We start from the raw sequence: 21,091 nt of genomic DNA, 5'->3' as shown, positions 1-21,091 counted from the left end.
AGCACCGGGCATCTAGCCCGGTTTTTTATACCCGCCTATACTCGTCATACTTCAAGCCGCAGGGGTGTTGGCTGAGCTCGCGTTATCCTTGTATGGATATGATTCGGGCAATCTCAGCCTTAAACGGTGAGAGATCCCCAATATGCTCGTTAACCCAGGCCGGATTATAGTAGGACTCAAGATAGCGCTCGCCGCTGTCACAAAGCAGCGTCACGATAGAGCCGGTGCGGCTTTCCTCGCGCATTCTGACCGCCAGCTGCAGTACGCCCCACATATTGGTGCCGGTTGAGGCGCCCACCTTGCGGCCAAGCTGAGATTCCAGCCATTGCATGGTCGCCACGCTCGCTGCGTCCGGGACGCGCATCATTTCGTCAATCACATCAGGAATAAACGAAGGTTCACAGCGCGGGCGGCCAATGCCTTCGATTTTGCTGCCGACTTCGCTTTTCAGGCTGCAGTCGCGGTGCTGCCAGTAATCGAGAAAAACCGAGTTCTGTGGGTCAACGACCACCAGCTTAGTGTCATGGCCCTGGAAGCGAAGGTAGCGGCCAATAGTCGCTGAAGTGCCGCCGGTGCCGGCGCTCATCACAATATAATCCGGGACAGGATGTGGCTCATGGCTCATCTGGCGGAAAATACTGTCGGCGATGTTGTTGTTACCGCGCCAGTCTGTAGCGCGTTCGGCATAGGTGAACTGATCCATATAATGGCCGTTCAGCTCGCGGGCAAGCATTTCCGAAGCGGCGTAGATTTCGCAGGCGCTGTCTACAAAATGGCAGCGGCCGCCGTAGAATTCAATTTGTTCAATTTTGCGTTTTGCGGTGCTGGCGGGCATCACCGCGATAAACGGCAGGCCCAGCAGGCGAGCAAAATAGGCTTCAGATACCGCCGTCGAGCCAGAAGAGGCTTCGATAATCGTGGTGCCTTCTTTTATCCAGCCGTTACACAGCCCGTAGAGAAACAGCGAGCGCGCCAGGCGGTGCTTCAGGCTGCCGGTTGGGTGCGTGCTTTCGTCCTTCAGATACAGCTGAATACCCGGAAAACCCGGTAACGCCAGGCGAATAAGATGCGTATCCGCAGAGCGTTGATAGTCGGCGTTGATCTCACTAATAGCGTTAGTCACCCAGGTGCTGGTCATGGAAAATTCTCGTTTGTTAATTTGTGCTTAGCGTAATTCAAAGTCGGGATAAAAAAGTTGCCATTTTGCCTTTTTAAGGCTTTCATTAGAGAAAATATTTCTCCCTGGTTGCCCCGTGATAGATAAAATTGACCGTAAGCTGCTCTCGATGCTGCAGCAGGACTGTACCCTGTCTTTGCAGGCGCTGGCGGATGCCGTTAATCTGACCACCACGCCGTGCTGGAAACGATTAAAACGCCTGGAAGATGAAGGCTATATTCGTGGCAAAGTCGCGCTGCTGGACCCGGAAAAACTCGGCCTTGGCCTCACGGCGTTTGTGCTGATTAAAACCCAGCAGCACAGCAGCGAGTGGTACTGCAAGTTTGTCTCGGTGGTGGAAGCCATGCCCGAGATATTAGGCTTCTGGCGTCTGGCAGGTGAGTACGACTACCTGATTCGGGTGCAGGTGGCGGACATGAAGCGTTACGACGATTTTTACAAGCGGCTGGTCAATGGCATCCCGGGATTAAGCGATGTCACTTCGAGTTTTGCCATGGAACAGATAAAATACACCACAGCATTACCTCTAACGTTATGATTCCGCTAACCGCGGAACGGTAGCCTTCACTCTTTAGCCCTGGCCGGCTGACAGCATTTCAGGACCTAAACTTCGTGCGATTATTTGCTCAATTAAGCTGGTACTTCACCCGCGAGTGGCGACGCTATCTCGGCGCGGTGGCATTGCTTATTATCATCGCTATTCTGCAGCTTGTGCCGCCAAAAGTGGTGGGCGTGATTGTGGATGGCGTCACGCAGCAGCGTCTCTCCGCTCAGCAGGTGCTGATGTGGATCGGCGTGATGCTGGTTATTGCCGTGGTGGTTTATCTGGTGCGCTACGTCTGGCGCGTTCTGCTGTTCGGGGCGTCTTATCAGCTTGCGGTCGAGCTGCGGGAAAACTATTACCGCCAGCTAAGCCGGCACCATCCTGAATTCTATCTCCGTCACCGTACCGGCGACCTGATGGCGCGCGCCACTAACGATGTGGATCGCGTGGTGTTTGCCGCCGGGGAAGGCGTGCTGACGCTGGTGGACTCGCTGGTCATGGGCCTGGCGGTACTTATCGTCATGTCGACCCAAATCAGCTGGCAGCTGACCCTGCTGGCGCTGCTGCCGATGCCGATTATGGCGGTCGTCATTAAGCGCGACGGCGCGCGACTGCATGACAGGTTCAAGGTCGCCCAGGCGGCGTTTTCCGCCCTGAACGATCGCACGCAGGAAAGCATGACCAGCATCCGCATGATCAAAGCTTTTGGCCTGGAGGATCGTCAGTCGGCGCTGTTTGCCTCCGAGGCGCAGGACGCCGGGGCGAAAAACATGCGTGTGGCACGTATTGATGCGCGTTTTGATCCCACGATTTATGTCGCAATCGGTGCCGCAAACCTGCTGGCCATCGGCGGCGGAAGCTGGATGGTTATCGACGGCACGCTTACCCTCGGGCAGCTCACCAGCTTTGTCATGTACCTTGGGCTGATGATCTGGCCGATGCTGGCCCTGGCATGGATGTTTAATATCGTCGAGCGTGGGAGCGCGGCCTACAGCCGTATTCGCGCCATGCTGGAAGAAGAGCCGGGCGTGGTTGACGGCGATAAAACGCTGCCGGAAGGGCGCGCTGAACTGGTAGCCTCGATTCGCGAGTTCCGCTATCCGCAGGCCGCTCAGCCCACGCTGCAGAACGTTAACTTCACCCTTAAGCCTGGGGAAATGCTCGGCCTGTGCGGGCCAACGGGCTCGGGGAAAAGCACCATTCTCTCCCTGATTCAGCGTCATTTTGACGTTCAGGAAGGGGATATTCGTTACCATGACCTTCCGCTCACGGCGTTGAAAATTGACGGCTGGCGCAGCCGCCTGGCTATCGTCAACCAGACGCCGTTCCTGTTCTCCGACACCGTTGCCAGCAACATTGCGCTGGGTAAGCCGAACGCCACCCAGCAGGAGATTGAGCATGTCGCCCGTCTGGCAAGCGTCCATGAAGACATTCTGCGGTTGCCTCAGGGTTATGACACCGAAGTGGGCGAGCGCGGCGTGATGCTTTCCGGTGGGCAAAAGCAGCGAATTTCCATCGCGCGCGCTCTGCTGCTGGATGCCGAGATCCTGATTCTGGACGACGCACTCTCTGCCGTTGACGGCCGTACCGAGCACCAGATTCTGCACAACCTGCGCCAGTGGGGCGAACACCGCACGGTCATTATTAGCGCCCATCGCCTGTCGGCCTTAACGGAAGCCAGCGAAATTCTGGTCATGCAGCACGGGCATATCGCCCAGCGCGGCAGCCACGAAGGCCTGGCGTCTCAGCCCGGCTGGTACCGTGATATGTACCGTTATCAGCAGCTGGAGGCCGCGCTGGACGAGGCGCCGGAGCAGGAAGACGTCAGGGAGAGCGCCGATGAGTCGTAAACAACAGTGGCCTACCATTAAACGCCTGCTGGCTTACGGGTCACCGTGGCGCAAACCGCTAGGTGGAGCGATGCTGATGCTTTGGGTGGCGGCCGCGGCGGAAGTCTGTGGGCCGGTGCTGGTCAGCTACTTCATCGATAACATGGTCGCTAAAAACCAGATGCCGCTCGGCCTCGCCGCCGGGCTGGCCGTGGCCTACATTCTGCTGTCGATAAGCGCCGCAGGGCTGCACTATCTCCAGGCGCTGCTGTTTAACAAAGCGGCCGTGGGCGTGGTACAAAAACTGCGTACCGACGTCATGGATGCCGCATTGCGCCAGCCGTTAAGCGCATTCGATACCCAGCCCGTTGGGCAACTTATCTCCCGCGTGACGAACGACACCGAAGTGATTCGCGACCTGTATGTCACCGTCGTGGCGACGGTGCTGCGCAGCGCGGCGTTAATTGGTGCCATGCTGGTGGCGATGTTTACGCTCGACTGGCGAATGGCGCTGGTGGCGATAACCATTTTCCCGGCGGTGATCGTCGTGATGTTTATCTACCAGCGCTACAGCACGCCGATTGTGCGCCGCGTCCGCAGCTACCTGGCGGACATTAACGACGGATTTAACGAAGTCATCAACGGCATGAGCGTGATTCAGCAGTTCCGTCAGCAGGCTCGCTTCGGCGAGCGCATGGGGCAGGCGAGCCGCTCTCACTATTTAGCGCGCATGCAAACGCTGCGGCTCGACGGCTGGCTTCTGCGTCCGCTGCTGAGCCTGTTTTCGGCGATGATCCTGTGCGGCCTGCTGATGCTGTTTGGCTTCACTTCCCGGGGCACCATTGAAGTCGGCGTGCTGTATGCCTTTATTAACTACCTTGGCCGCCTGAACGAACCGCTGATCGAACTGACGACTCAGCAGTCGATCCTGCAGCAGGCGGTGGTTGCCGGCGAGCGCGTGTTTGAGCTGATGGACGGTAAACGCCAGGATTACGGCAATGATAACCGGCCGCTCGCCAGCGGCGCTATTTCCGTCGACAACGTATCGTTTGCCTACCGTGGCGATCGTCTGGTGCTGCAGGACATTAGCCTGGAAGTACCTTCGCGCAGCTTTATTGCGCTGGTCGGGCATACCGGCAGCGGCAAAAGCACCCTGGCTAACCTGATGATGGGCTATTACCCGCTCACAAAAGGGGAAATTCGCCTTGATGGGCGGCCGCTGGACTCCCTCAGCCATGAAACGCTGCGCCGCGGCGTGGCGATGGTGCAGCAGGATCCGGTGGTGATGGCTGATTCGTTCTTCGCCAACGTGACTCTGGGGCGAGATATCAGCGAAGGGGCGGTCTGGCAGGCGCTGGAAACGGTACAGCTGGCCGAACTGGCTCGTGCACTACCGGAAGGCATTCATACCCGTCTGGGCGAGCAGGGCAATAACCTCTCCGTCGGCCAGAAGCAGCTGCTTGCGCTGGCGCGCGTGCTGGTTGAAGCGCCGCAGATCCTGATCCTCGATGAGGCCACGGCGAACATCGACTCCGGTACCGAGCAGGCTATCCAGCGTGCATTGGCGGTGGTTCGTCAGCACACGACGCTGGTGGTGATTGCCCACCGTCTGTCTACCATTACCGACGCGGACACCATTCTGGTGCTGCATCGCGGTCAGGCCGTGGAGCGCGGCACCCACAGTGAACTGCTGGCGCAGCAGGGCCGCTACTGGCAGATGTATCAGCTGCAGCTGGCGGGTGAAGAGCTTGCCGCCGCCGCGCAGGAAGAATCGCTGACCGCCTGATGCACCACAAGCAGGCAATAAGCCGCTAAATAACCAATGCCTCTCCGCGTTGGTGCAACACGAAAACGCATCCTGCACCGCAGTGGTGCGTTTTTTCTTTTCAAACTATTCCCGCCCGACCTCACTCCTCGCCCGGCTTTCCGGTAAGCCGCCTGAAACCTGAAAACGTGCTGAATCACGCTGGTTTTTTATTCCTGGCATGGGCTTTGCTTTGCTCTCTACGTGCAGGTAACGACCTAATTCTGAGTGGAGAGGATTTATGAAGCTGGTAACCGTGGTAATCAAACCGTTCAAGCTTGAAGACGTGCGTGAAGCGCTCTCTTCAATCGGTATTCAAGGGCTTACCGTGACCGAAGTTAAAGGTTTCGGCCGCCAGAAAGGCCATGCGGAGCTTTACCGTGGTGCCGAGTACAGCGTCAACTTCCTGCCCAAAGTAAAAATTGATGTCGCTATTGCTGACGACCAGCTCGATGAAGTTATCGACGTGATCAGCAAAGCCGCCTACACCGGCAAAATCGGTGACGGGAAAATCTTCGTTGCAGAACTGCAACGCGTTATTCGTATTCGTACCGGCGAAGCCGACGAAGCCGCTCTGTAACTGCTGGCAAGCCTTGATTGGGATGGGAAAAATGAAAAAACTAGCTGCACTCCTTGGTTTAGGCGGACTGGCATTACTGCCGACGCTCGCCTTCGCTGCGGACGCGCCTGCGGTCGCGGACAAAGCTGACAACGCCTTTATGATGATATGCACCGCGATGGTGCTGTTTATGACCATCCCCGGGCTGGCGCTGTTCTATGGCGGCCTGATTCGCTCCAAAAACGTGCTGTCGATGCTGACGCAAATCTCCGTTACCTTCGCGCTGGTTTGCGTGCTGTGGGTGCTTTACGGCTACAGCCTGGCGTTCGGTACCGGGAATAACTTCTTCGGTAACTTCGACTGGGTAATGCTGAAAAACATCGAGCTGAAAGCGCTGATGGGCACTTTCTATCAGTATATTCACGTCGCCTTCCAGGGTTCCTTCGCCTGTATCACCGTCGGGCTGGTCGTCGGCTCTCTCTCCGAGCGCGTACGTTTTTCTGCGGTAGTCATTTTTGCGGCCGTTTGGCTGACGCTTTCCTATGTGCCGATTGCGCACATGGTGTGGGGCGGCGGTATCCTGGCCACGCACGGCGCGCTGGACTTTGCGGGCGGTACCGTGGTGCACATTAACGCCGCTGTGGCTGGCCTGGTGGGCGCTTACCTGGTGGGTAAACGCGTTGGTTTCGGCAAAGAAGCGTTCAAGCCGCACAACCTGCCAATGGTGTTTATCGGCACCGCAATCCTCTACTTCGGCTGGTTTGGCTTTAACGCCGGTTCCGCAAGTGCGGCAAACGAAATCGCTGCGCTGGCGTTCGTGAACACCGTCGTAGCAACGGCCGGGGCGATTCTCTCCTGGGTCTTTGGCGAGTGGGCGCTGCGCGGTAAACCTTCTCTGCTGGGGGCCTGTTCCGGCGCTATCGCAGGCCTGGTCGGCATCACTCCGGCATGTGGTTACGTTGGCGTGGGCGGTGCATTACTGATTGGTCTGGTTGTAGGTCTGGCGGGCCTGTGGGGCGTGACTACGCTGAAAAAATGGCTCAACGTTGATGATCCATGTGATGTGTTCGGCGTGCACGGCGTCTGCGGCATCATCGGCTGCATCATGACCGGCATCTTCGCGGCAACTTCTTTGGGTGGCGTAGGCTATGCCGAAGGCGTGACCATGGGACATCAGGTTCTGGTGCAGCTGGAAAGCGTGGCGATTACTATCGTCTGGTCAGGCGTTGTCGCGTTCATCGCGTTCAAGATTGCTGACCTGACCGTTGGGCTGCGTGTGCCAGAAGAGCAGGAGCGCGAAGGCCTGGACGTCAACAGCCACGGCGAAAACGCTTACAACAACTAATCCGTTATGAATATTAAGAACCTCGCCTGGTCGGCGAGGTTTTTTTTTATTTCAGCGTCAACTATCCGCGATGGCGCATGACGCCTTCCTGAACCGTAGACGCCACTAACACTCCATCCTGAGTATAAAACTCCCCGCGCACAAAGCCGCGAGCGCTCGAAGCCGACGTACTTTCAACGCTATAAAGCAGCCAGTCGTTCATGTCGAACGGACGGTGGAACCACATAGAGTGATCGATGGTGGCGACCTGCATGCCAGGCTCCAGGAACCCTACGCCATGCGGCTGTAAGGCAACCGGCAGGAAGTTAAAGTCTGACGCATAGCCGAGCAGATACTGATGCACACGCAGATCCTGCGGCATGCTGCCGTTAGCGCGGATCCAGACCTGGCGGGAAGGTTGGTCGACGTGGCCTTTCAGCGGGTTATGGAAGACCACCGGGCGGATCTCCAGCGGCTTCTCGCTAAGGAACTTCTCTTTCGCGTGCGGCGGCAGGAATTTCTCCAGAGAGCGGGCGATGTCTGTTTCAGACACCAGGCCGTCCGGCTTCGGCGCTGGCGGCATCTCCTTCTGGTGCTCATAGCCAGATTCAGGCGCCTGGAATGACGCGGTCATGTAAAAGATCGGCTTTCCGTTCTGCACCGCAGCGACGCGACGAGCGCTAAAGCTGTTGCCGTCGCGCAGGGTTTCTACGTCATAAACAATCGGTTTTTGGCTGTCGCCAGGGCGTAAAAAATAGCTGTGGAAAGAGTGAACGAGACGGTCTTCCGGCACGGTTTCTTTTGCCGCGTAAAGCGCCTGGCCGACAACTTGCCCGCCGAATACCTGGCGTAAGCCTAAATCCTCGCTTTGGCCACGAAACAGTCCCTCTTCAATTTTTTCCAGGTTAAGTAACGCCAATAAATTGCTGAGCGCCTGACTCATAAAATGTCCTCAATAAGGGGGAATGTGGCAAATTTCCGTGATTATAACATGCCCACAAACTATGCATTTGACGAGTCGCGGTTGGGAACATTCCTGGTTTTGGGCAGAATTCAGTGATCTGTGCCACACTTAAGCCGTTAAGCGTGTTTTTCAACGGGGTTCGTCCCCGGCGCTACATTGATAATAAGGAGAAAAAATCAATGAAACTTGTGCCTATGTTAAGTGCTTTGGCTATCGCGGTTGCTGTTGCAGGTTGTGCACACAAAAGTGCTGATGTCCCAACGCCTGCGCCGAGCGCCTCCGCCGGGGCTGCATCTGCCCAGCAGGCCGACATCGCATTGCCTAACGTATCCGGTACGGTATGGATCCGTCAGCGGGTTGCTCTGCCGCCGGACGCGGTGCTTACTGTGACCGTCTCCGACGCTTCACTGGCCGATGCGCCGTCTAAAGTGATTGCGCAAAAAGTGGTGCGTACCGAAGGCAAACAGGCGCCTTTCAGCTTCGTGATACCGTTCAATCCGTCTGATATTCAGCCGAAGGCACGTATCCTGCTGAGCGCAGCAATTACCGTTAACGATAAGCTGATGTTTATCACCGATACCTTCCAGCCGATCATCAATGAAGGCGGGACGAAGGCGGATCTGACGCTGGTGCCGGTACAGAATACCGCTATCCCGCTTCAGCAGAGCGGTGGGGCGGCAAGCACCGTGCCGTCAACCTCGCCAACTCAGGTAACGCCATCTTCGGCGGTGCCTGCGCCAACGACTTACTAAAGCTAAACGCCTCCGAATGGGGGCGTTTTAATATTTCCAGCGGTAACGCAGCATATCGATATGCCCATCCCCTGACACCATCACGCCTTCTGAAAGCAGCGCCTGGCGCTGACGCTGGAGATCCGGGCCGGTTAACGAGATAACACCTTGTCGATTCACTACTCGATGCCACGGCAAACGGCTGCCTTCCGGCAGGCGCTTAAGCACGCCTCCAACCTGGCGAGCGGCCCTCGGTGACCCGGCAAGCGCTGCAATTTCGCCATAGGTCGTGACGTAACCTTCGGGAATGGCGGCAACAATTTGGTAAACCCGCTGCGGGAAGGAATCGTGATTATCCATAGTGAACTCCTGACAAAATCGCTTCTAAGGATAATCGGCGGTGGGGAAAGCACCAAGTTAAACCGTTGATGCGCAATAAACCAACACCTGACCGCCGCTGGCTTGCAATTGCCGGAGTCTATGTGGATAATGCGCCAGCGCGTTGGATAACAACGCTCTCAATGGGGGCCCTGTTGGTTCTCCCGCAACACTAACTTGTGAACTCGGTCAGGTCCGGAAGGAAGCAGCCGCAGCAGGCGTCGTGTGTGCCGGGATGTAGCTGGCAGGGCCCCCACCCAATTCTGGCTTACCCCTTCGCCAGCACCGTTTTAGTCCTGCGTTTTTCTCCCCAACCCAGATTGATCCCCGCTGCCGCCAGCAGAATCATTGCGCCGCCGATAAACTGAATCGGGCTCAGGCTGTGATTGAAGACAAAGCGATCCACTATCACTGCCACAATCGGGTAGATAAACGAGAGCGAGGCGGTAATCGACGTAGGCAGCTTCTGAATCGCGCCGTACAGCAGCTGGTACATAATGCCGGTATGAACGATGCCCAGCATGGCCACGATTCCCCAATGCGTGAACGTCATGTGCTGCTGGAAATTCACCAGCGGCAGCAGCAGCAGCGTGCCAACGGCTACCTGAACGAGGGCAATTTGCTGCGGAGGCACGCCTTTCAGCTGGCGGGTGATAAGCGCCGTCAGGGCATAAAAGAACGCGGCACCCAGTGCCATCACAATGCCCAGCAGCCAGCCGCTATTACCGTCATGGCTCAGCCCGCTCGACAGCACCAGCAGCATGCCGGCAAACGATGCAGCCAGCCAGAGCCACCTGCTGCGGCTGACTTTCTCTTTCAGAATAAAAACGCCCATCCCGACCAGCATCAGCGGCTGCGTATTGTAGAGCACCGTGGCCAGCCCGATGGACGTTCGTGAATAGGCGGCGAACAGCAGCAGCCAGTTCACGACCAGCGCCACGCCGCCGAGGGCGGCGATCAAAACAACTTTGCGATTCAGATGGCTGCGCCAGTTGCCGCTAAGCATGCCCAAAATAAACAGCGTGATAGTTGCGAAAACGCAGCGCCAGAAAACGACGTTGGCAATAGGCTGCCGAGAAAACACCACCAGTGCGCCGATGGTGCCGGAGATGAGCATCGCCGCAATCATTTGCAGGCTGCCGGTTCTTATCTCACGAGTCATTTTGTCTCTCCAGAATAAAGAGCTTTATTCTGCGCACTGTGGCAGGCTCGTTAAAGTGCTAAAATTAGGTCATGAAATCCTTTTGCCTTTATAAATGAGATAAAAATGAGTGATTACCTTCCTGATGATATCGACAGGCATATTCTGGCTATTCTTGCGGCAGATGCCCGTATCTCGCTGAAAGTATTAAGCGGAAAAATTGGTCTTTCTTCGCCGAGTACCGCAGAACGAGTGAAGCGGCTGGAAGAGCGCGGCGTGATTAACGGCTACACCATGAACGCTAATCTGCCGGCCATGGGTTACACCCTGCAGGGACTGGTACGTATGAAACCTTTACCGGGCATGTTGCACAAAGTGGAGAAGATGATTCAGGCGATTCCTGAATGCATAGAATGCGACAAAATTACCGGTGAGGATTGCTTCATCATCAGGCTGGTGATTCGCTCTATTGAGCAACTGGATGAAATCCTTGATGAGCTGGCCGAGTTCGCCCAGTGCAATACTTCTATCGTCAAAAGCACGCCGGTAAAGCGAAGGCTGCCGCCTTTGTAATGGCTTAACCCGGATATATTTTCCGGGTATTTGAATTATGACAGAAATATTAAATTTACCGTGCTGGCTGGATCTTATTTATTCTCTATAGTATTAAACATCAACCTCTGTTTAAGCATTAAGGATTTGCAATGACGACGGCTACGTTGAACGTAAAAATAAGTATCGAGTTAAAAGAGAAGATTCGTCACTATGCGGAAGAAAATAGTGAAACCCTGGCAAGCGTAACGGAGAGACTTCTGTCAAAAGCTTTTGATGATCTTGACGGTGATGTGGGCGTCGACGAAGATGACGTAGACAGCCAGCACACCTCTGAGACTCGCGTAACGCCTTTAAACGATCGTGAGATCAAGGCATTGCGTAAACTACTGAAGAAGAAAAAATGAACGCCGGTACGGACAGTACCGCCTACGACTACCAGCAAGCCTGTGAATTATTACGATCGGGCTACCTGAAAAAAGTGAAACTGGGCTGGAATATTGGCAGCGATGAGTTTTTCCGTATCGCTTCTGACTGGTGCGATACCGGGGCCAGTATTAAAAAAGAGGGTGAACATTTCACCATTACCCTAAAAGGGTTTGCCATTCCGCGAATTTCACAGCATTAATTTTTATCGTCGCTTATTGCTAATCTTACAGAATATTATTTCCCTCTTATATTTTAGAGGGAAATAATCCGCTTTCTAAAATACCATTCCCCTCAGACTTTCATTTCTCGTTGCCGCCAGGTGCTGCCACAACGGTTGCAGCCGCTGGAGAGCAAGCTGCATCTCTTTGGGCTCAAGGCTAAAGGGCAGGCGTAAAAATCGTTCAAAGGCTCCCTCAACGCCAAACCGGGGCCCGGCGCCGATGCGAATCCCCTGACTTTCTGCCGAGGCGGCAAAAATCGTGGCCAGCGACTTCGGCAGTTCCACCCACCACGACAATCCGCCTTCCGGGGGCGATGTTTGCCAGTCAGGGAACAGCGTTTGCATCGTGGCGAAGCTCGTCTCACAGCGCTGGCGGAGCATTTCTCTGCGTTGAGGCAGAAAAAGCGCCGCATCGTTGAAGAGTTGAATGGCGGCCAACTGCTCCAGCAGCGGCGTACCCAAATCAAAGGTATTGCGGATTTGTATCAGCGAACTGATGGTTTTAGCCGAGGCTCTAATCCAGCCCAGGCGCAGCCCGCCCCAGAAGCTTTTTCCGGCTGACCCGAGTGAGATGGTGCTATCTTCGGAGCCAAAGGCGGCCAGCGGAGCAGGCGGTGGTGCATCAAACCAGAGGTCAGCCATAGTCTCATCCACAACCAGCGTTGTATGGCTGCGGGCGGCAATCTCGCTCACCTTTTGGCGCGTGGCGGCGTCCATACAGCGGCCGGTGGGGTTATGAAAATCTGGAATTAAGTAAGCCAGCCGCGGCGAGGTTTGCGCGATGGTTGCCGCCAGTCCTTCAACATCCCAGCCGCTTGCGGGCAGGCTGACGGGAACAGGACGGCAGGATGCTCCGCGAATAGCCGCCAGCGCCATCGGGTAAGTGGGGTGATCGACCACCACGCGATCGCCTGGGCCAGTAAATAGCCGCAGAACCAGTCCCAGCCCGCTGACGGCGCCGTTTACCACCATGATTTGGTCGGGCGTGGTGGGTAAGCCACGGGACGCATAGTGCCGCGCTATGGCTTCTCTAAGCTCCGGCAAACCCTGACTGTCATAGCCGGTAGAGGATAAATGTTCCGGCAGGAAAGTGAGCGCGGTGGAATAGGCCCGATGAATTTCAGGCCCGGCGCTGAGGGCCGCAGTGGAAAGATCCAGTACCGGGGCGTTGCCGGGCAGCGGAGATACAGCCGGGCTGCTTTCGGGCAGCATGGTAACCGAGCCAGAACCCTGTCGGCTGAGCAGATAGCCCTCCTCACGCAGCTGTGCCAGCGCAGAAGTCACCGTGGTGCGGCTTACGCCCAGCGCGCCCGAAAGCTCTCTTTCACCCGGCAGCCTGCTGTCGAGCGGCAGCCTGCCGTCCAGAATCAACAGCCGCAGCCCGTCGGCTAACTGGCGATACACCGGCGAGCGGGATGACGCCTGGTGCCAGTGGCCCAGCAGGCGTGTTAAAGACGAAGTACCGATTCTGCGCAGCGTCATAGCAGTCCACTTTCTGATAACTGGACCTTAATACTAAGTCCATTTTGCGAGAGGGTATAGCCATAAAAATACAACGAGGATATTTATCATGATGGCTCGCCGCCTGCTGCAGCTCTATACCGGCCTGGTCTTTTACGGTGTTTCAACCGCGATGTTTGTTCGCGCAGATTTGGGGGCCGATCCGTGGAACGTCTTCCATCTCGGCGTGGCGAGGCTGCTTTCGTTAAATCTGGGCCTGGTGATGATAATCGTTGGCGCGCTGGTGCTGCTGCTGTGGATCCCGCTGCGCCAGCGTCCTGGGCTGGGCACCATCAGCAACGTGATTGTTTTAGGGCTGGCGGCGGATGCCACGCTGGCGTTAATGCCGCCGCTGGAATCGCTTGTGGCTCGTTCGTTTTTGCTGGCAGGCGCTTTGGTCGTGAATGCGCTGGCGACCGGAATGTACATTGGCGCAGGTTTTGGCGCCGGGCCACGAGACGGCCTGATGACCGGGATTAATGCCAGAACAGGCTGGTCCGTGCGCAGCGTGCGTACCGCCATCGAGGTGACCGTGCTGCTCTCCGGCTGGCTGATGGGCGGCAGTTTTGGCGTGGGCACCGTGCTTTATGCTCTGGCTATCGGGCCGCTGATCCAGCTTTGCCTGCCGTGGTTTCGCGTTAAGCCGTTGAATAAATCGGGGTCTGCAGCACCCGAGCCGATATCGTGATCCTTCGACATGTGCTAAACACTCTGTTCCGAAGAATAAAATTCGCTTCGAGCGGGGGATAGCATGCAGCACGAGATCGTCAGCAAACCGGCGCTTAACTGGAACAGTTTCCAGCTGGCAGAGATATTGACCCACTGCTTTGAACAGTACGTGGTGCCGTTCCGACTTGACGGGGAAACCTTCGGCTGGCGATTCGTCTCTGAAGATCTTTTCCCCGGAGATAGCCTCGTCTGGCTTGACCGCGGGGAGCCTAAAGCCATGGCGCTGGTGACCCGGCGCGGGCAAACCTGTCGCCTTGCCGCGTTTGCCATTCGTCCGGAGCTGCGCGGGCAGGGGTTAGGCAAAATCTTCATTCAGCAACTGATCGACGAAGCGAGGACTCGTGGCGATAAGCAGTTTTTCCTTGAAGTGATCTTAGGCAACGAGGGCGGGCTGGCGCTGTATGAGCGAATGGGCTTTGTGCGCCAGAAAACGCTGGTGGGCTTTCACTCCTCTGGCGTGCCGGAAGGCGAAGCCGACGGGGAGCTGGCAGAAGTCGACCCGCTGCAAATGACTCGTAGAATGGTGGCCAGTAACGACGCTCCGCTGCCGTGGCTTTGTGCGGCTGAAACGCTGTATAAGCTGCCCGGTAAGGCCTTTGTGCTGGATGATGTGGCCTATGCGATGGTTATCCCAGGTGAGATACCGAAGTTAAGAGGGCTGTTTGTTGAGCCGCATGCGCGACGGAAAGGGAAGGCCAAAAAACTGCTGGCTTTACTTCAGCATCGGTTCCCTGGAATAGTGACTATCCCCAGCCTGCCCGAAGCCGTTGCGCCGTTATTTTTAAGCAGCGGTTTTACTCAGGATGCGCTCCAGCAGTACGAAATGAAGCTGACCTTGTAGATGAAAATGGGTGAGGGCGAAGGCCCTCACCGCGTAAGTTACAGCACGCCCTGAGCCAGCATCGCGTCCGCAACTTTGACGAACCCGGCGATGTTTGCGCCGCGCACGTACTGCGTTTGTTTCCCTTCTCCGCCGTACTCCACGCAGGCCTGGTGAATATCAAGCATGATGTGGTGCAGGCGAATATCCACTTTTTCAGCCTTCCAGCTCAGGCGAGCGGCGTTCTGCGCCATCTCCAGCCCTGACGTTGCCACGCCGCCCGCGTTTGCCGCTTTGCCCGGCGCAAACAGCACGCCGGCTTCCACAAACAAATCCGTAGCGGCGATCGTTGTCGGCATATTTGCCCCTTCGGCTACGGCCTTCACGCCGTTGGCGATGAGCGTTTGTGCCGCGTCGACGTCCAGCTCGTTTTGAGTTGCGCATGGCAGAGCAATATCAACCGGCACGCTCCACGGCTGCTGGCCTTCCAGGTAAGTGAGGCCAAATTCGCGGGCATAATCTGCTACGCGGCCGTCGCGGCTGGCTTTGATTTCGCACAGGCGTGCCAGTTTTTCTGCGCTAAAGCCTGCTTCGTCGACCACGGTGCCGTTGGAGTCGGAGGCGGTGACCACGCGTGCGCCGAGCGACATGGCTTTTTCAATCGCATACTGGGCCACGTTGCCGGAGCCGGAAACCGCCACGCGCATGCCTTCGAAGCCCAGACCGTGGCGCTGTAGCATGGCGTCGGTGAAGTAAATCAGCCCGTAGCCGGTCGCTTCCGGGCGAATCAGGCTACCGCCGAACGACAGCCCTTTGCCCGTGAACACGCAGGCGGTGTTGTTGGAGAGTTTTTTCATCATCCCCGCCATGTAGCCGACTTCGCGGCCGCCAACGCCGATATCGCCCGCCGGAACGTCGGTGTCCGGGCCCAGATGGCGGTACAGCTCAAGCATTAGCGCCTGGCAAAAACGCATGATTTCGCCTTCGCTTTTGCCTTTAGGGTTAAAGTCGCTGCCGCCTTTGCCACCGCCCATCGGCAGCGTGGTGAGGGCATTTTTAAAGGTCTGTTCAAAGCCGAGAAACTTCAGGATCGACAGGTTAACGGAAGGGTGGAAGCGCATCCCGCCCTTGAAGGGGCCAATCGCCGAGCTGAACTGCACGCGCCATGCCCGGTTAACCTGCACCTGATTGTTGTCATCCACCCAGGCTACGCGAAACTGGATCACGCGTTCGGGTTCAACCAGGCGTTCCAGCAGCGCCTGCTGGCGGTACTGCGGATTGTTCTCAAGAAACGGCCACAGCGTGCTCATAACTTCGCGAACCGCCTGAGCGAATTCAACCTGATGCGGGTCGCGTGACTGTACTGAGGTTAAAAAGTCTTCGAGAGATAATGCTTGAGCCATCAGAGGTAACTCCTTGTTGAAGGTCGTGTTGTGTGCGTTTTTTGTATGGTTTTTTCGACTATAACATTTTCTTATGAACGGGCATCAAGCGATTTTTTCACCAGCAAGGTGAAGAAAGAGGGGGAGGCTAATTAGCCTCCCGGAGAGGGTTTAGAAGTGCGTATTGACGCTCATGTAATACGTGCGGCCAGACTCGTTGTAGGTCTCGGCACCCGCGCCATACATATAAGCGTTGGTGGTGGCATTCCCGGTGGTCTGGGCGTTACCCGCGCGCCAGTGGCGCTTATCCAGCAGGTTATCAATGCCGGCGGTTAAGCTGACGTTTTTGGTCGCGTCCCAGGTCGCGCTCATGCCAATGATGCTGTAAGGGCTGACCTCGTTGGTGTCGCTGCCGGTAACCGGTTCGCCCTTGTAGTTGTACTTCTTCGGAGCCTGCTTGCCGTACCAGGTCAGGGTGCTTTGCAGCGAAACATCCTGATGAACCTGCCAGCTCAGCGTCGAGTTAAGGGTGTATTCCGGGATGATCGACAGGCGATCGCCGGTTTCCTTATTTTTGCTTTGCAGCATATAAGTCAGGTTGTTGTTCCAGCTTACGGTGTCCGTCAGCGGCAGATTAATGGTGCCTTCCAGCCCTTCCACAACCGCTTTTGGCACGTTGCCCCACTGATAGATATCGGTTTTCTTGCTGTTAGAGGCAACAGGCGAATAGCCGGATTCGATCTTGTTGCGGTAGTCGTTTCTAAACCAGGTGATCCCGGCCTGATAGCCGTCGCGCTTGAACTCCAGCCCAATCTCTTTGTTGACGCTGGTTTCGGCTTTCAAATCCTCGTTGCCCATCAGGTAACAGGCCCCTGCGCTCGCGGCACAGCCCTGGCCACGGCTATAGAGAATGTAGTTCGGGTTAGTCTGATACAGGCTTGGCGCCTTGTAGGCGCGGGCAATACCGAGCTTCAGCGTCAGGTCTTCCACCAGCTCCTGGCTAAGGTTCAGCGACGGGCTCCAGTTATTCCCCACGATGGAGTGATGATCGAAGCGCAGACCCGGCGTCAGCATAGTGCTGCTGGTTATCTCCATGTTGTTCTCGGCGAACAGGGAGAAGATTTCTGCTTTCGAATAAGGGCTGCGGATGGTGGACGACATACCCGGAATCGCACCGCCTTCGCTCAATGACTGGCTGTTCGACGAACCATCCTTCATGCGTTGCTGATTCCATTCGCTGCCGAGGGTGAGGTTTTGGTTCACCAGCAGGTCAAACGGAATGCTCGCTTCGCTGTGCAGCAGCACATCGCTAAGGTTGATATCCGAGAACTGATTATTGGCGAAGATCCCTTCCGTGCCGCCCGCCAGGCCTTCGTTCATGCGCGAGTTGCGGGTGTGTTCGTACTGCACCCAGGAGTTGGTGGTGACGCCGTTATCCCAGCCGCCGGTCCAGGTGACGGCATAGTTCTGGCGGTAGAGGCGGTTAGTCTCTTTGCCGTAGTTATCCTTCACCAGCTGGTTGCTGTTGGTGTTTTGTGTATCACCCGAGTAGAGGTTGCCCTGGCGGCTGTAGCCTGTTTCAAACTCCAGCGCCTGCATCGGTGCAAACTCCCAGCGGATCAGCCCGTTCAGGTCTTTATGGATAACCCCTTCGCGGCCGGCAGGAAGCGTGCTGGCGTAGGATCCGGTGCGCAGCGACTGATGTCCCTGGTTGATGTCCCAGGCATCCGCCTGCGTTTTGTCCAGGTTGCCGTAAAGCCGGAAGCTGACGTCATCCCCCAGTGGCCCCGTCAGGCTGAAGTTGGTGCGTTTTGTCGAGCCTTCGTCTTTGTGTTCCGGCGCGTTGAAATAGGTATTCCAGCTGCCGTGGAACTCGTTGCTGCTGCGTTTGGTAATAATGTTCACCACGCCGCCCGCCGCGCCGTTACCGTAGCGAGCCGCCGCCGGGCCACGCAGGACTTCAATACGCTCGATCATTTCAGGCGGAACCCACGAGGCATCGCCTCGGGTATCACGCTCGCCGCGCCAGCCAAGGCGGACGGAGTTACGGCTGGTGACCGGTTTACCGTCAATCAGGATCAGCGTGTTTTCTGGCCCCATGCCGCGAATATCAATCTGGCGGCCGTTGCCGCGCTGCCCGCTGGTAGAGTTGCCGGTAAGGTTAACCCCTGGCATGGTACGAATGATTTCAGAGACGTCACGCGCGACAGGGTGCTTCTTTAATTCTTCGGAGGTGATAATCGACACGCCGGGTGCCTGCAGCGTTTGCTGGGCAGCGGTGACGACCAGCGTGTCTTCATTTTCTACGGGTGCCGTCTCTGCTGCCGCCGAAAAGGCAGTGCCGTAGAGGCCCAGACTCACCAACGTGGCGAGGGAGTACGATAATGTATTGTTCATTATTTATCCTGAGTGTCACCGCCTGCGTCCCGTAAACTCCTTTCCCAAATGAGGAAGGACGCGGCAAAAGTGCCTGGAGTTGAAAGTGCGGAAACACGCTATTGCAAATGAAAACAATTATCAATGTCTTTCTCAGTTGACATTTAAAACCAATTAATTCCGCTAATTAATCATCCCTGGTTATCAATCCCCGCGTTAACCATTCACCAACCTGATATTCCACAATTGACCTGCCGACTTTACGGTTGCGATACATATTTAGGTGATCTCATTAACAAACTGAGGTAAATGCCCCGCGTTTTGCCCGCTTCAGATTGTGAGAACCGCTATTCCAGGCTAGATACAAAATGTAACAACTCTCGGTATCCACTTAGAAAACGGACAAAATTGATGGATAGATTTGGGAAACACCTCGTCTGGGTCGTGCTTGCTTTGATAGGCGCATTTGCCCTCGGCTACATCGCTCTGAATCGTGGTGAGCAGATAAATGCGCTGTGGATTGTCATTGCCTCAGTCTGTATTTACCTGATTGCCTACCGCTACTACGGCTTGTTTATCGCGAAACGCGTGCTGACGGTGGATGCCACGCGCATGACGCCGGCCGTGCGGAACAATGACGGTCTTGATTACGTCCCAACGGATAAAAAAGTGCTGTTTGGCCACCACTTTGCCGCTATTGCCGGGGCGGGGCCGCTGGTGGGGCCGGTACTTGCTGCGCAAATGGGGTATCTGCCGGGCATGCTTTGGCTGCTGGCGGGCGTGGTGCTGGCAGGAGCCGTACAGGACTTTATGGTGCTGTTTGTCTCCACGCGCCGCAACGGGCGCTCGCTGGGGGAATTGGTTAAAGAAGAAATGGGCAACACCGCGGGCGTTATCGCGCTGGTAGCCTGCTTTATGATCATGGTGATTATCCTGGCCGTGCTGGCGATGATCGTGGTGAAGGCGCTGACCCATAGCCCTTGGGGGACATACACCGTTGCCTTTACCATCCCGCTGGCGCTGTTTATGGGCGTCTATATTCGCTATTTGCGCCCGGGGCGCATTGGCGAAGTGTCGGTGATTGGCCTGGTGATGCTGGTATTTGCCATTATCTCCGGCGGCTGGGTGGCTGAGAGTGAAACCTGGGCACCGTACTTCGACTTCACGGGCGTACAGTTGACGTGGATGCTGGTGGGCTACGGCTTTGTGGCTTCAGTGCTGCCGGTGTGGCTGCTGCTGGCGCCGCGCGACTATCTCTCCACCTTCCTGAAAATTGGCACCATCATCGGGCTGGCGATCGGCATTTTGATCATGCGCCCGACGCTGCAGATGCCTTCATTAACAAAATTCATCGATGGTACCGGCCCGGTCTGGAGCGGTGACTTGTTCCCGTTCCTGTTTATCACCATCGCCTGCGGGGCTGTTTCTGGCTTCCACGCGCTGATAGCTTCCGGCACCACGCCGAAAATGCTGGCGAATGAAAATCAGGCCTGCTTCATTGGCTACGGCGGCATGCTGATGGAATCCTTTGTCGCCATCATGGCGCTGGTGGCGGCCTGTGTTATCGACCCTAGCGTGTACTTCGCGATGAACAGCCCGATGGCCGTACTGGCTCCGGCAGGCACGGCTGACGTTGTGGCTTCTGCCGCGCAGGTAGTGAGCGGGTGGGGCTTCCATATCACCCCGGAAACGCTGACCACTATTGCCAGTGAAGTCGGCGAGCAGAGCATTATCTCTCGCGCAGGCGGGGCACCAACGCTTGCCGTGGGGATGGCGTACATTCTGCACGGCGCGTTGGGCGGGCTGATGGACGTCTCGTTCTGGTATCACTTTGCCATTCTGTTTGAAGCGCTGTTCATCCTGACGGCGGTGGATGCCGGGACTCGCGCGGCGCGCTTTATGCTGCAAGACCTGCTGGGAGTCATTTCACCCGGGCTGAAAAGAACCGACTCGTTGCCGGCCAACCTGCTTGCAACCGGGCTTTGCGTACTGGCATGGGGCTACTTCCTGCATCAGGGCGTGGTCGACCCGCTGGGCGGCATCAACACGCTGTGGCCGCTGTTCGGCATCGCCAACCAGATGCTGGCGGGCATGGCGCTGATGCTCTGTGCGGTTGTGCTGTTCAAGATGAAGAAGCAGCGCTATGCGTGGGTTGCTCTGATGCCGACCGCCTGGCTGCTGGTTTGTACTTTAACGGCAGGCTGGCAAAAAGCGTTCAGTTCGGATGCGAAAGTGGGCTTCCTGGCTATCGCCAACAAATTCCAGGCGATGATCGACAGCGGGAATATTCCGGCGCAGTACACGCAGTCGCAGCTTAGCCAACTGGTGTTCAATAACCGCCTGGACGCGGGGCTGACCATCTTCTTTATGGTGGTAGTTGTGGTGCTCGGCTGGTTCTCGCTGAAAACCGCGCTCAAAGCGCTGAAGTCTGACCAACCAACGTCGAGTGAGACGCCGTACGAGCCAATGCCTGAGAATTATCAGGAGATTGTGGTGCAGGCGAAAAGCGTGCATTGATTTTTACCCTCACCCTAACCCTCTCCCTGGAAGGGAGAGGGGATAGATCAGGCATCTTTATTCCCCCCCCCTTTGGGAGAGGGGATAGGCTGAGTTTCTTTATTCCCCCTCTCCC

At 56.5% G+C, this 21,091-nt stretch carries 19 protein-coding genes and 1 other RNA gene; 13 read left to right on the top strand and 7 right to left on the bottom strand.

Annotated features, from left to right (window positions below; translation table 11 throughout):
- Nucleotides 1–82 precede the first annotated feature (82 nt).
- A complete protein-coding gene (locus HX778_RS09325) occupies nucleotides 83–1,138 on the bottom strand; it encodes a PLP-dependent cysteine synthase family protein (protein WP_176981831.1) in 1,056 nt (351 codons plus the stop codon).
- Between the two features lie 115 nt (nucleotides 1,139–1,253).
- Here HX778_RS09325 and HX778_RS09320 point away from each other — a divergent pair, with 115 nt between their 5' ends.
- The 5 genes from HX778_RS09320 (at nucleotide 1,254) to amtB (ending at nucleotide 7,258) form a co-directional block, all read left to right on the top strand.
- Nucleotides 1,254–1,715 (top strand): Lrp/AsnC family transcriptional regulator, encoded by a 462-nt coding sequence (locus tag HX778_RS09320; RefSeq protein ID WP_038475037.1) that lies wholly within the window; start codon nucleotides 1,254–1,256, stop codon nucleotides 1,713–1,715.
- 74 nt (nucleotides 1,716–1,789) lie between these two features.
- Entirely contained in the window at nucleotides 1,790–3,571 is a 1,782-nt protein-coding gene (locus tag HX778_RS09315; RefSeq protein WP_038475035.1) for a SmdA family multidrug ABC transporter permease/ATP-binding protein, read from the top strand.
- Nucleotides 3,561–5,336, top strand: a complete 1,776-nt coding sequence (locus HX778_RS09310) for a SmdB family multidrug efflux ABC transporter permease/ATP-binding protein (protein WP_176981830.1) — start codon at nucleotides 3,561–3,563, stop codon at nucleotides 5,334–5,336. The genes HX778_RS09315 and HX778_RS09310 overlap by 11 nt, the downstream gene beginning before the upstream one ends.
- A 259-nt stretch (nucleotides 5,337–5,595) precedes the next feature.
- Nucleotides 5,596–5,934 (top strand): P-II family nitrogen regulator, encoded by a 339-nt coding sequence (gene glnK, locus HX778_RS09305; protein ID WP_002891893.1) that lies wholly within the window; start codon nucleotides 5,596–5,598, stop codon nucleotides 5,932–5,934.
- Nucleotides 5,935–5,965: 31 nt separating this feature from the next.
- A complete protein-coding gene (gene amtB / locus HX778_RS09300; RefSeq protein WP_038482900.1) occupies nucleotides 5,966–7,258 on the top strand; it encodes an ammonium transporter AmtB in 1,293 nt (430 codons plus the stop codon).
- Nucleotides 7,259–7,319: 61 nt separating this feature from the next.
- Here amtB and tesB read toward each other — a convergent pair whose 3' ends face one another.
- Nucleotides 7,320–8,180 carry an acyl-CoA thioesterase II gene (tesB, locus tag HX778_RS09295; RefSeq protein ID WP_038475030.1) on the bottom strand — a complete coding sequence of 287 codons (861 nt, stop codon included), beginning with the start codon at nucleotides 8,178–8,180 and terminating at the stop codon, nucleotides 7,320–7,322.
- A 200-nt stretch (nucleotides 8,181–8,380) separates the two neighbouring features.
- Here tesB and HX778_RS09290 point away from each other — a divergent pair, with 200 nt between their 5' ends.
- Nucleotides 8,381–8,953, top strand: coding sequence for a YbaY family lipoprotein (locus HX778_RS09290; RefSeq protein ID WP_038475027.1), 573 nt, complete (start codon nucleotides 8,381–8,383; stop codon nucleotides 8,951–8,953).
- Between the two features lie 27 nt (nucleotides 8,954–8,980).
- Here HX778_RS09290 and HX778_RS09285 read toward each other — a convergent pair whose 3' ends face one another.
- Nucleotides 8,981–9,292, bottom strand: a complete 312-nt coding sequence (locus HX778_RS09285) for an MGMT family protein (RefSeq protein WP_038475025.1) — start codon at nucleotides 9,290–9,292, stop codon at nucleotides 8,981–8,983.
- A 171-nt stretch (nucleotides 9,293–9,463) separates the two neighbouring features.
- On the opposite strand from HX778_RS09285, the gene ffs reads away from it, so the two are divergent.
- An RNA gene (gene ffs / locus HX778_RS09280) (signal recognition particle sRNA small type) lies at nucleotides 9,464–9,560 on the top strand.
- An 18-nt stretch (nucleotides 9,561–9,578) separates the two neighbouring features.
- Here ffs and HX778_RS09275 read toward each other — a convergent pair.
- On the bottom strand, nucleotides 9,579–10,472 hold the full coding sequence (locus HX778_RS09275; RefSeq protein ID WP_176981829.1) for a DMT family transporter: 894 nt from the start codon (nucleotides 10,470–10,472) through the stop codon (nucleotides 9,579–9,581).
- A gap of 105 nt (nucleotides 10,473–10,577) precedes the next feature.
- Here HX778_RS09275 and HX778_RS09270 point away from each other — a divergent pair, with 105 nt between their 5' ends.
- The 3 genes from HX778_RS09270 (at nucleotide 10,578) to HX778_RS09260 (ending at nucleotide 11,631) form a co-directional block, all read left to right on the top strand.
- Nucleotides 10,578–11,024 carry an Lrp/AsnC family transcriptional regulator gene (locus HX778_RS09270; RefSeq protein ID WP_176981828.1) on the top strand — a complete coding sequence of 149 codons (447 nt, stop codon included), beginning with the start codon at nucleotides 10,578–10,580 and terminating at the stop codon, nucleotides 11,022–11,024.
- Nucleotides 11,025–11,155: 131 nt separating this feature from the next.
- On the top strand, nucleotides 11,156–11,410 hold the full coding sequence (locus HX778_RS09265) for a hypothetical protein (protein WP_038475018.1): 255 nt from the start codon (nucleotides 11,156–11,158) through the stop codon (nucleotides 11,408–11,410).
- Complete coding sequence (locus HX778_RS09260) at nucleotides 11,407–11,631, top strand: hypothetical protein (RefSeq protein WP_038475016.1); 225 nt, start codon at nucleotides 11,407–11,409, stop codon at nucleotides 11,629–11,631. The genes HX778_RS09265 and HX778_RS09260 overlap by 4 nt, the downstream gene beginning before the upstream one ends.
- 75 nt (nucleotides 11,632–11,706) lie before the next feature.
- Here the strand turns inward: HX778_RS09260 and HX778_RS09255 are convergent, their stop codons facing one another.
- Entirely contained in the window at nucleotides 11,707–13,134 is a 1,428-nt protein-coding gene (locus HX778_RS09255) for a PLP-dependent aminotransferase family protein (protein WP_176981827.1), read from the bottom strand.
- 91 nt (nucleotides 13,135–13,225) lie between these two features.
- On the opposite strand from HX778_RS09255, the gene HX778_RS09250 reads away from it, so the two are divergent.
- Entirely contained in the window at nucleotides 13,226–13,840 is a 615-nt protein-coding gene (locus HX778_RS09250) for a YitT family protein (protein WP_038482897.1), read from the top strand.
- Between the two features lie 63 nt (nucleotides 13,841–13,903).
- The gene (locus HX778_RS09245; RefSeq protein WP_176981826.1) at nucleotides 13,904–14,722 is read left to right on the top strand and encodes a GNAT family N-acetyltransferase; all 819 of its coding nucleotides are present in this window, start codon (nucleotides 13,904–13,906) and stop codon (nucleotides 14,720–14,722) included.
- A 38-nt stretch (nucleotides 14,723–14,760) separates the two neighbouring features.
- On the opposite strand, the gene gdhA is transcribed toward HX778_RS09245, so the two are convergent.
- Both gdhA and HX778_RS09235 read right to left on the bottom strand, forming a co-directional pair.
- Nucleotides 14,761–16,104: an NADP-specific glutamate dehydrogenase gene (gene gdhA, locus HX778_RS09240; RefSeq protein ID WP_176981825.1), complete on the bottom strand. Its 1,344-nt coding sequence runs from the start codon at nucleotides 16,102–16,104 to the stop codon at nucleotides 14,761–14,763.
- Between the two features lie 150 nt (nucleotides 16,105–16,254).
- On the bottom strand, nucleotides 16,255–18,480 hold the full coding sequence (locus tag HX778_RS09235; RefSeq protein WP_176981824.1) for a TonB-dependent siderophore receptor: 2,226 nt from the start codon (nucleotides 18,478–18,480) through the stop codon (nucleotides 16,255–16,257).
- A 390-nt stretch (nucleotides 18,481–18,870) separates the two neighbouring features.
- Between HX778_RS09235 and cstA the strand changes: the two genes are divergently transcribed.
- Complete coding sequence (gene cstA / locus HX778_RS09230) at nucleotides 18,871–20,976, top strand: pyruvate/proton symporter CstA (RefSeq protein WP_176981823.1); 2,106 nt, start codon at nucleotides 18,871–18,873, stop codon at nucleotides 20,974–20,976.
- Nucleotides 20,977–21,091: the final 115 nt, after the last annotated feature.

The sequence above is a fragment of the Cedecea sp. P7760 genome (assembly GCF_013386425.1).
In the GTDB taxonomy this organism is placed as follows: domain Bacteria; phylum Pseudomonadota; class Gammaproteobacteria; order Enterobacterales; family Enterobacteriaceae; genus Cedecea; species Cedecea selenatireducens.
This window is presented reverse-complemented; position numbering and strand designations above follow the sequence as displayed.

What these genes read in the sequence shown, in the direction of transcription:
- HX778_RS09275 (WP_176981829.1), bottom strand. Translation starts at nt 10,472, where the DNA reads ATGACTCGTGAGATAAGAACCGGCAGCCTGCAAATGATTGCGGCGATG.
- cstA (WP_176981823.1), top strand. Translation starts at nt 18,871, where the DNA reads ATGGATAGATTTGGGAAACACCTCGTCTGGGTCGTGCTTGCTTTGATA.
- HX778_RS09265 (WP_038475018.1), top strand. Translation starts at nt 11,156, where the DNA reads ATGACGACGGCTACGTTGAACGTAAAAATAAGTATCGAGTTAAAAGAG.
- HX778_RS09325 (WP_176981831.1), bottom strand. Translation starts at nt 1,138, where the DNA reads ATGACCAGCACCTGGGTGACTAACGCTATTAGTGAGATCAACGCCGAC.
- amtB (WP_038482900.1), top strand. Translation starts at nt 5,966, where the DNA reads ATGAAAAAACTAGCTGCACTCCTTGGTTTAGGCGGACTGGCATTACTG.
- HX778_RS09245 (WP_176981826.1), top strand. Translation starts at nt 13,904, where the DNA reads ATGCAGCACGAGATCGTCAGCAAACCGGCGCTTAACTGGAACAGTTTC.
- HX778_RS09260 (WP_038475016.1), top strand. Translation starts at nt 11,407, where the DNA reads ATGAACGCCGGTACGGACAGTACCGCCTACGACTACCAGCAAGCCTGT.
- HX778_RS09285 (WP_038475025.1), bottom strand. Translation starts at nt 9,292, where the DNA reads ATGGATAATCACGATTCCTTCCCGCAGCGGGTTTACCAAATTGTTGCC.
- HX778_RS09310 (WP_176981830.1), top strand. Translation starts at nt 3,561, where the DNA reads ATGAGTCGTAAACAACAGTGGCCTACCATTAAACGCCTGCTGGCTTAC.
- HX778_RS09235 (WP_176981824.1), bottom strand. Translation starts at nt 18,480, where the DNA reads ATGAACAATACATTATCGTACTCCCTCGCCACGTTGGTGAGTCTGGGC.
- HX778_RS09270 (WP_176981828.1), top strand. Translation starts at nt 10,578, where the DNA reads ATGAGTGATTACCTTCCTGATGATATCGACAGGCATATTCTGGCTATT.
- HX778_RS09250 (WP_038482897.1), top strand. Translation starts at nt 13,226, where the DNA reads ATGGCTCGCCGCCTGCTGCAGCTCTATACCGGCCTGGTCTTTTACGGT.
- tesB (WP_038475030.1), bottom strand. Translation starts at nt 8,180, where the DNA reads ATGAGTCAGGCGCTCAGCAATTTATTGGCGTTACTTAACCTGGAAAAA.
- gdhA (WP_176981825.1), bottom strand. Translation starts at nt 16,104, where the DNA reads ATGGCTCAAGCATTATCTCTCGAAGACTTTTTAACCTCAGTACAGTCA.
- HX778_RS09290 (WP_038475027.1), top strand. Translation starts at nt 8,381, where the DNA reads ATGAAACTTGTGCCTATGTTAAGTGCTTTGGCTATCGCGGTTGCTGTT.
- glnK (WP_002891893.1), top strand. Translation starts at nt 5,596, where the DNA reads ATGAAGCTGGTAACCGTGGTAATCAAACCGTTCAAGCTTGAAGACGTG.
- HX778_RS09255 (WP_176981827.1), bottom strand. Translation starts at nt 13,134, where the DNA reads ATGACGCTGCGCAGAATCGGTACTTCGTCTTTAACACGCCTGCTGGGC.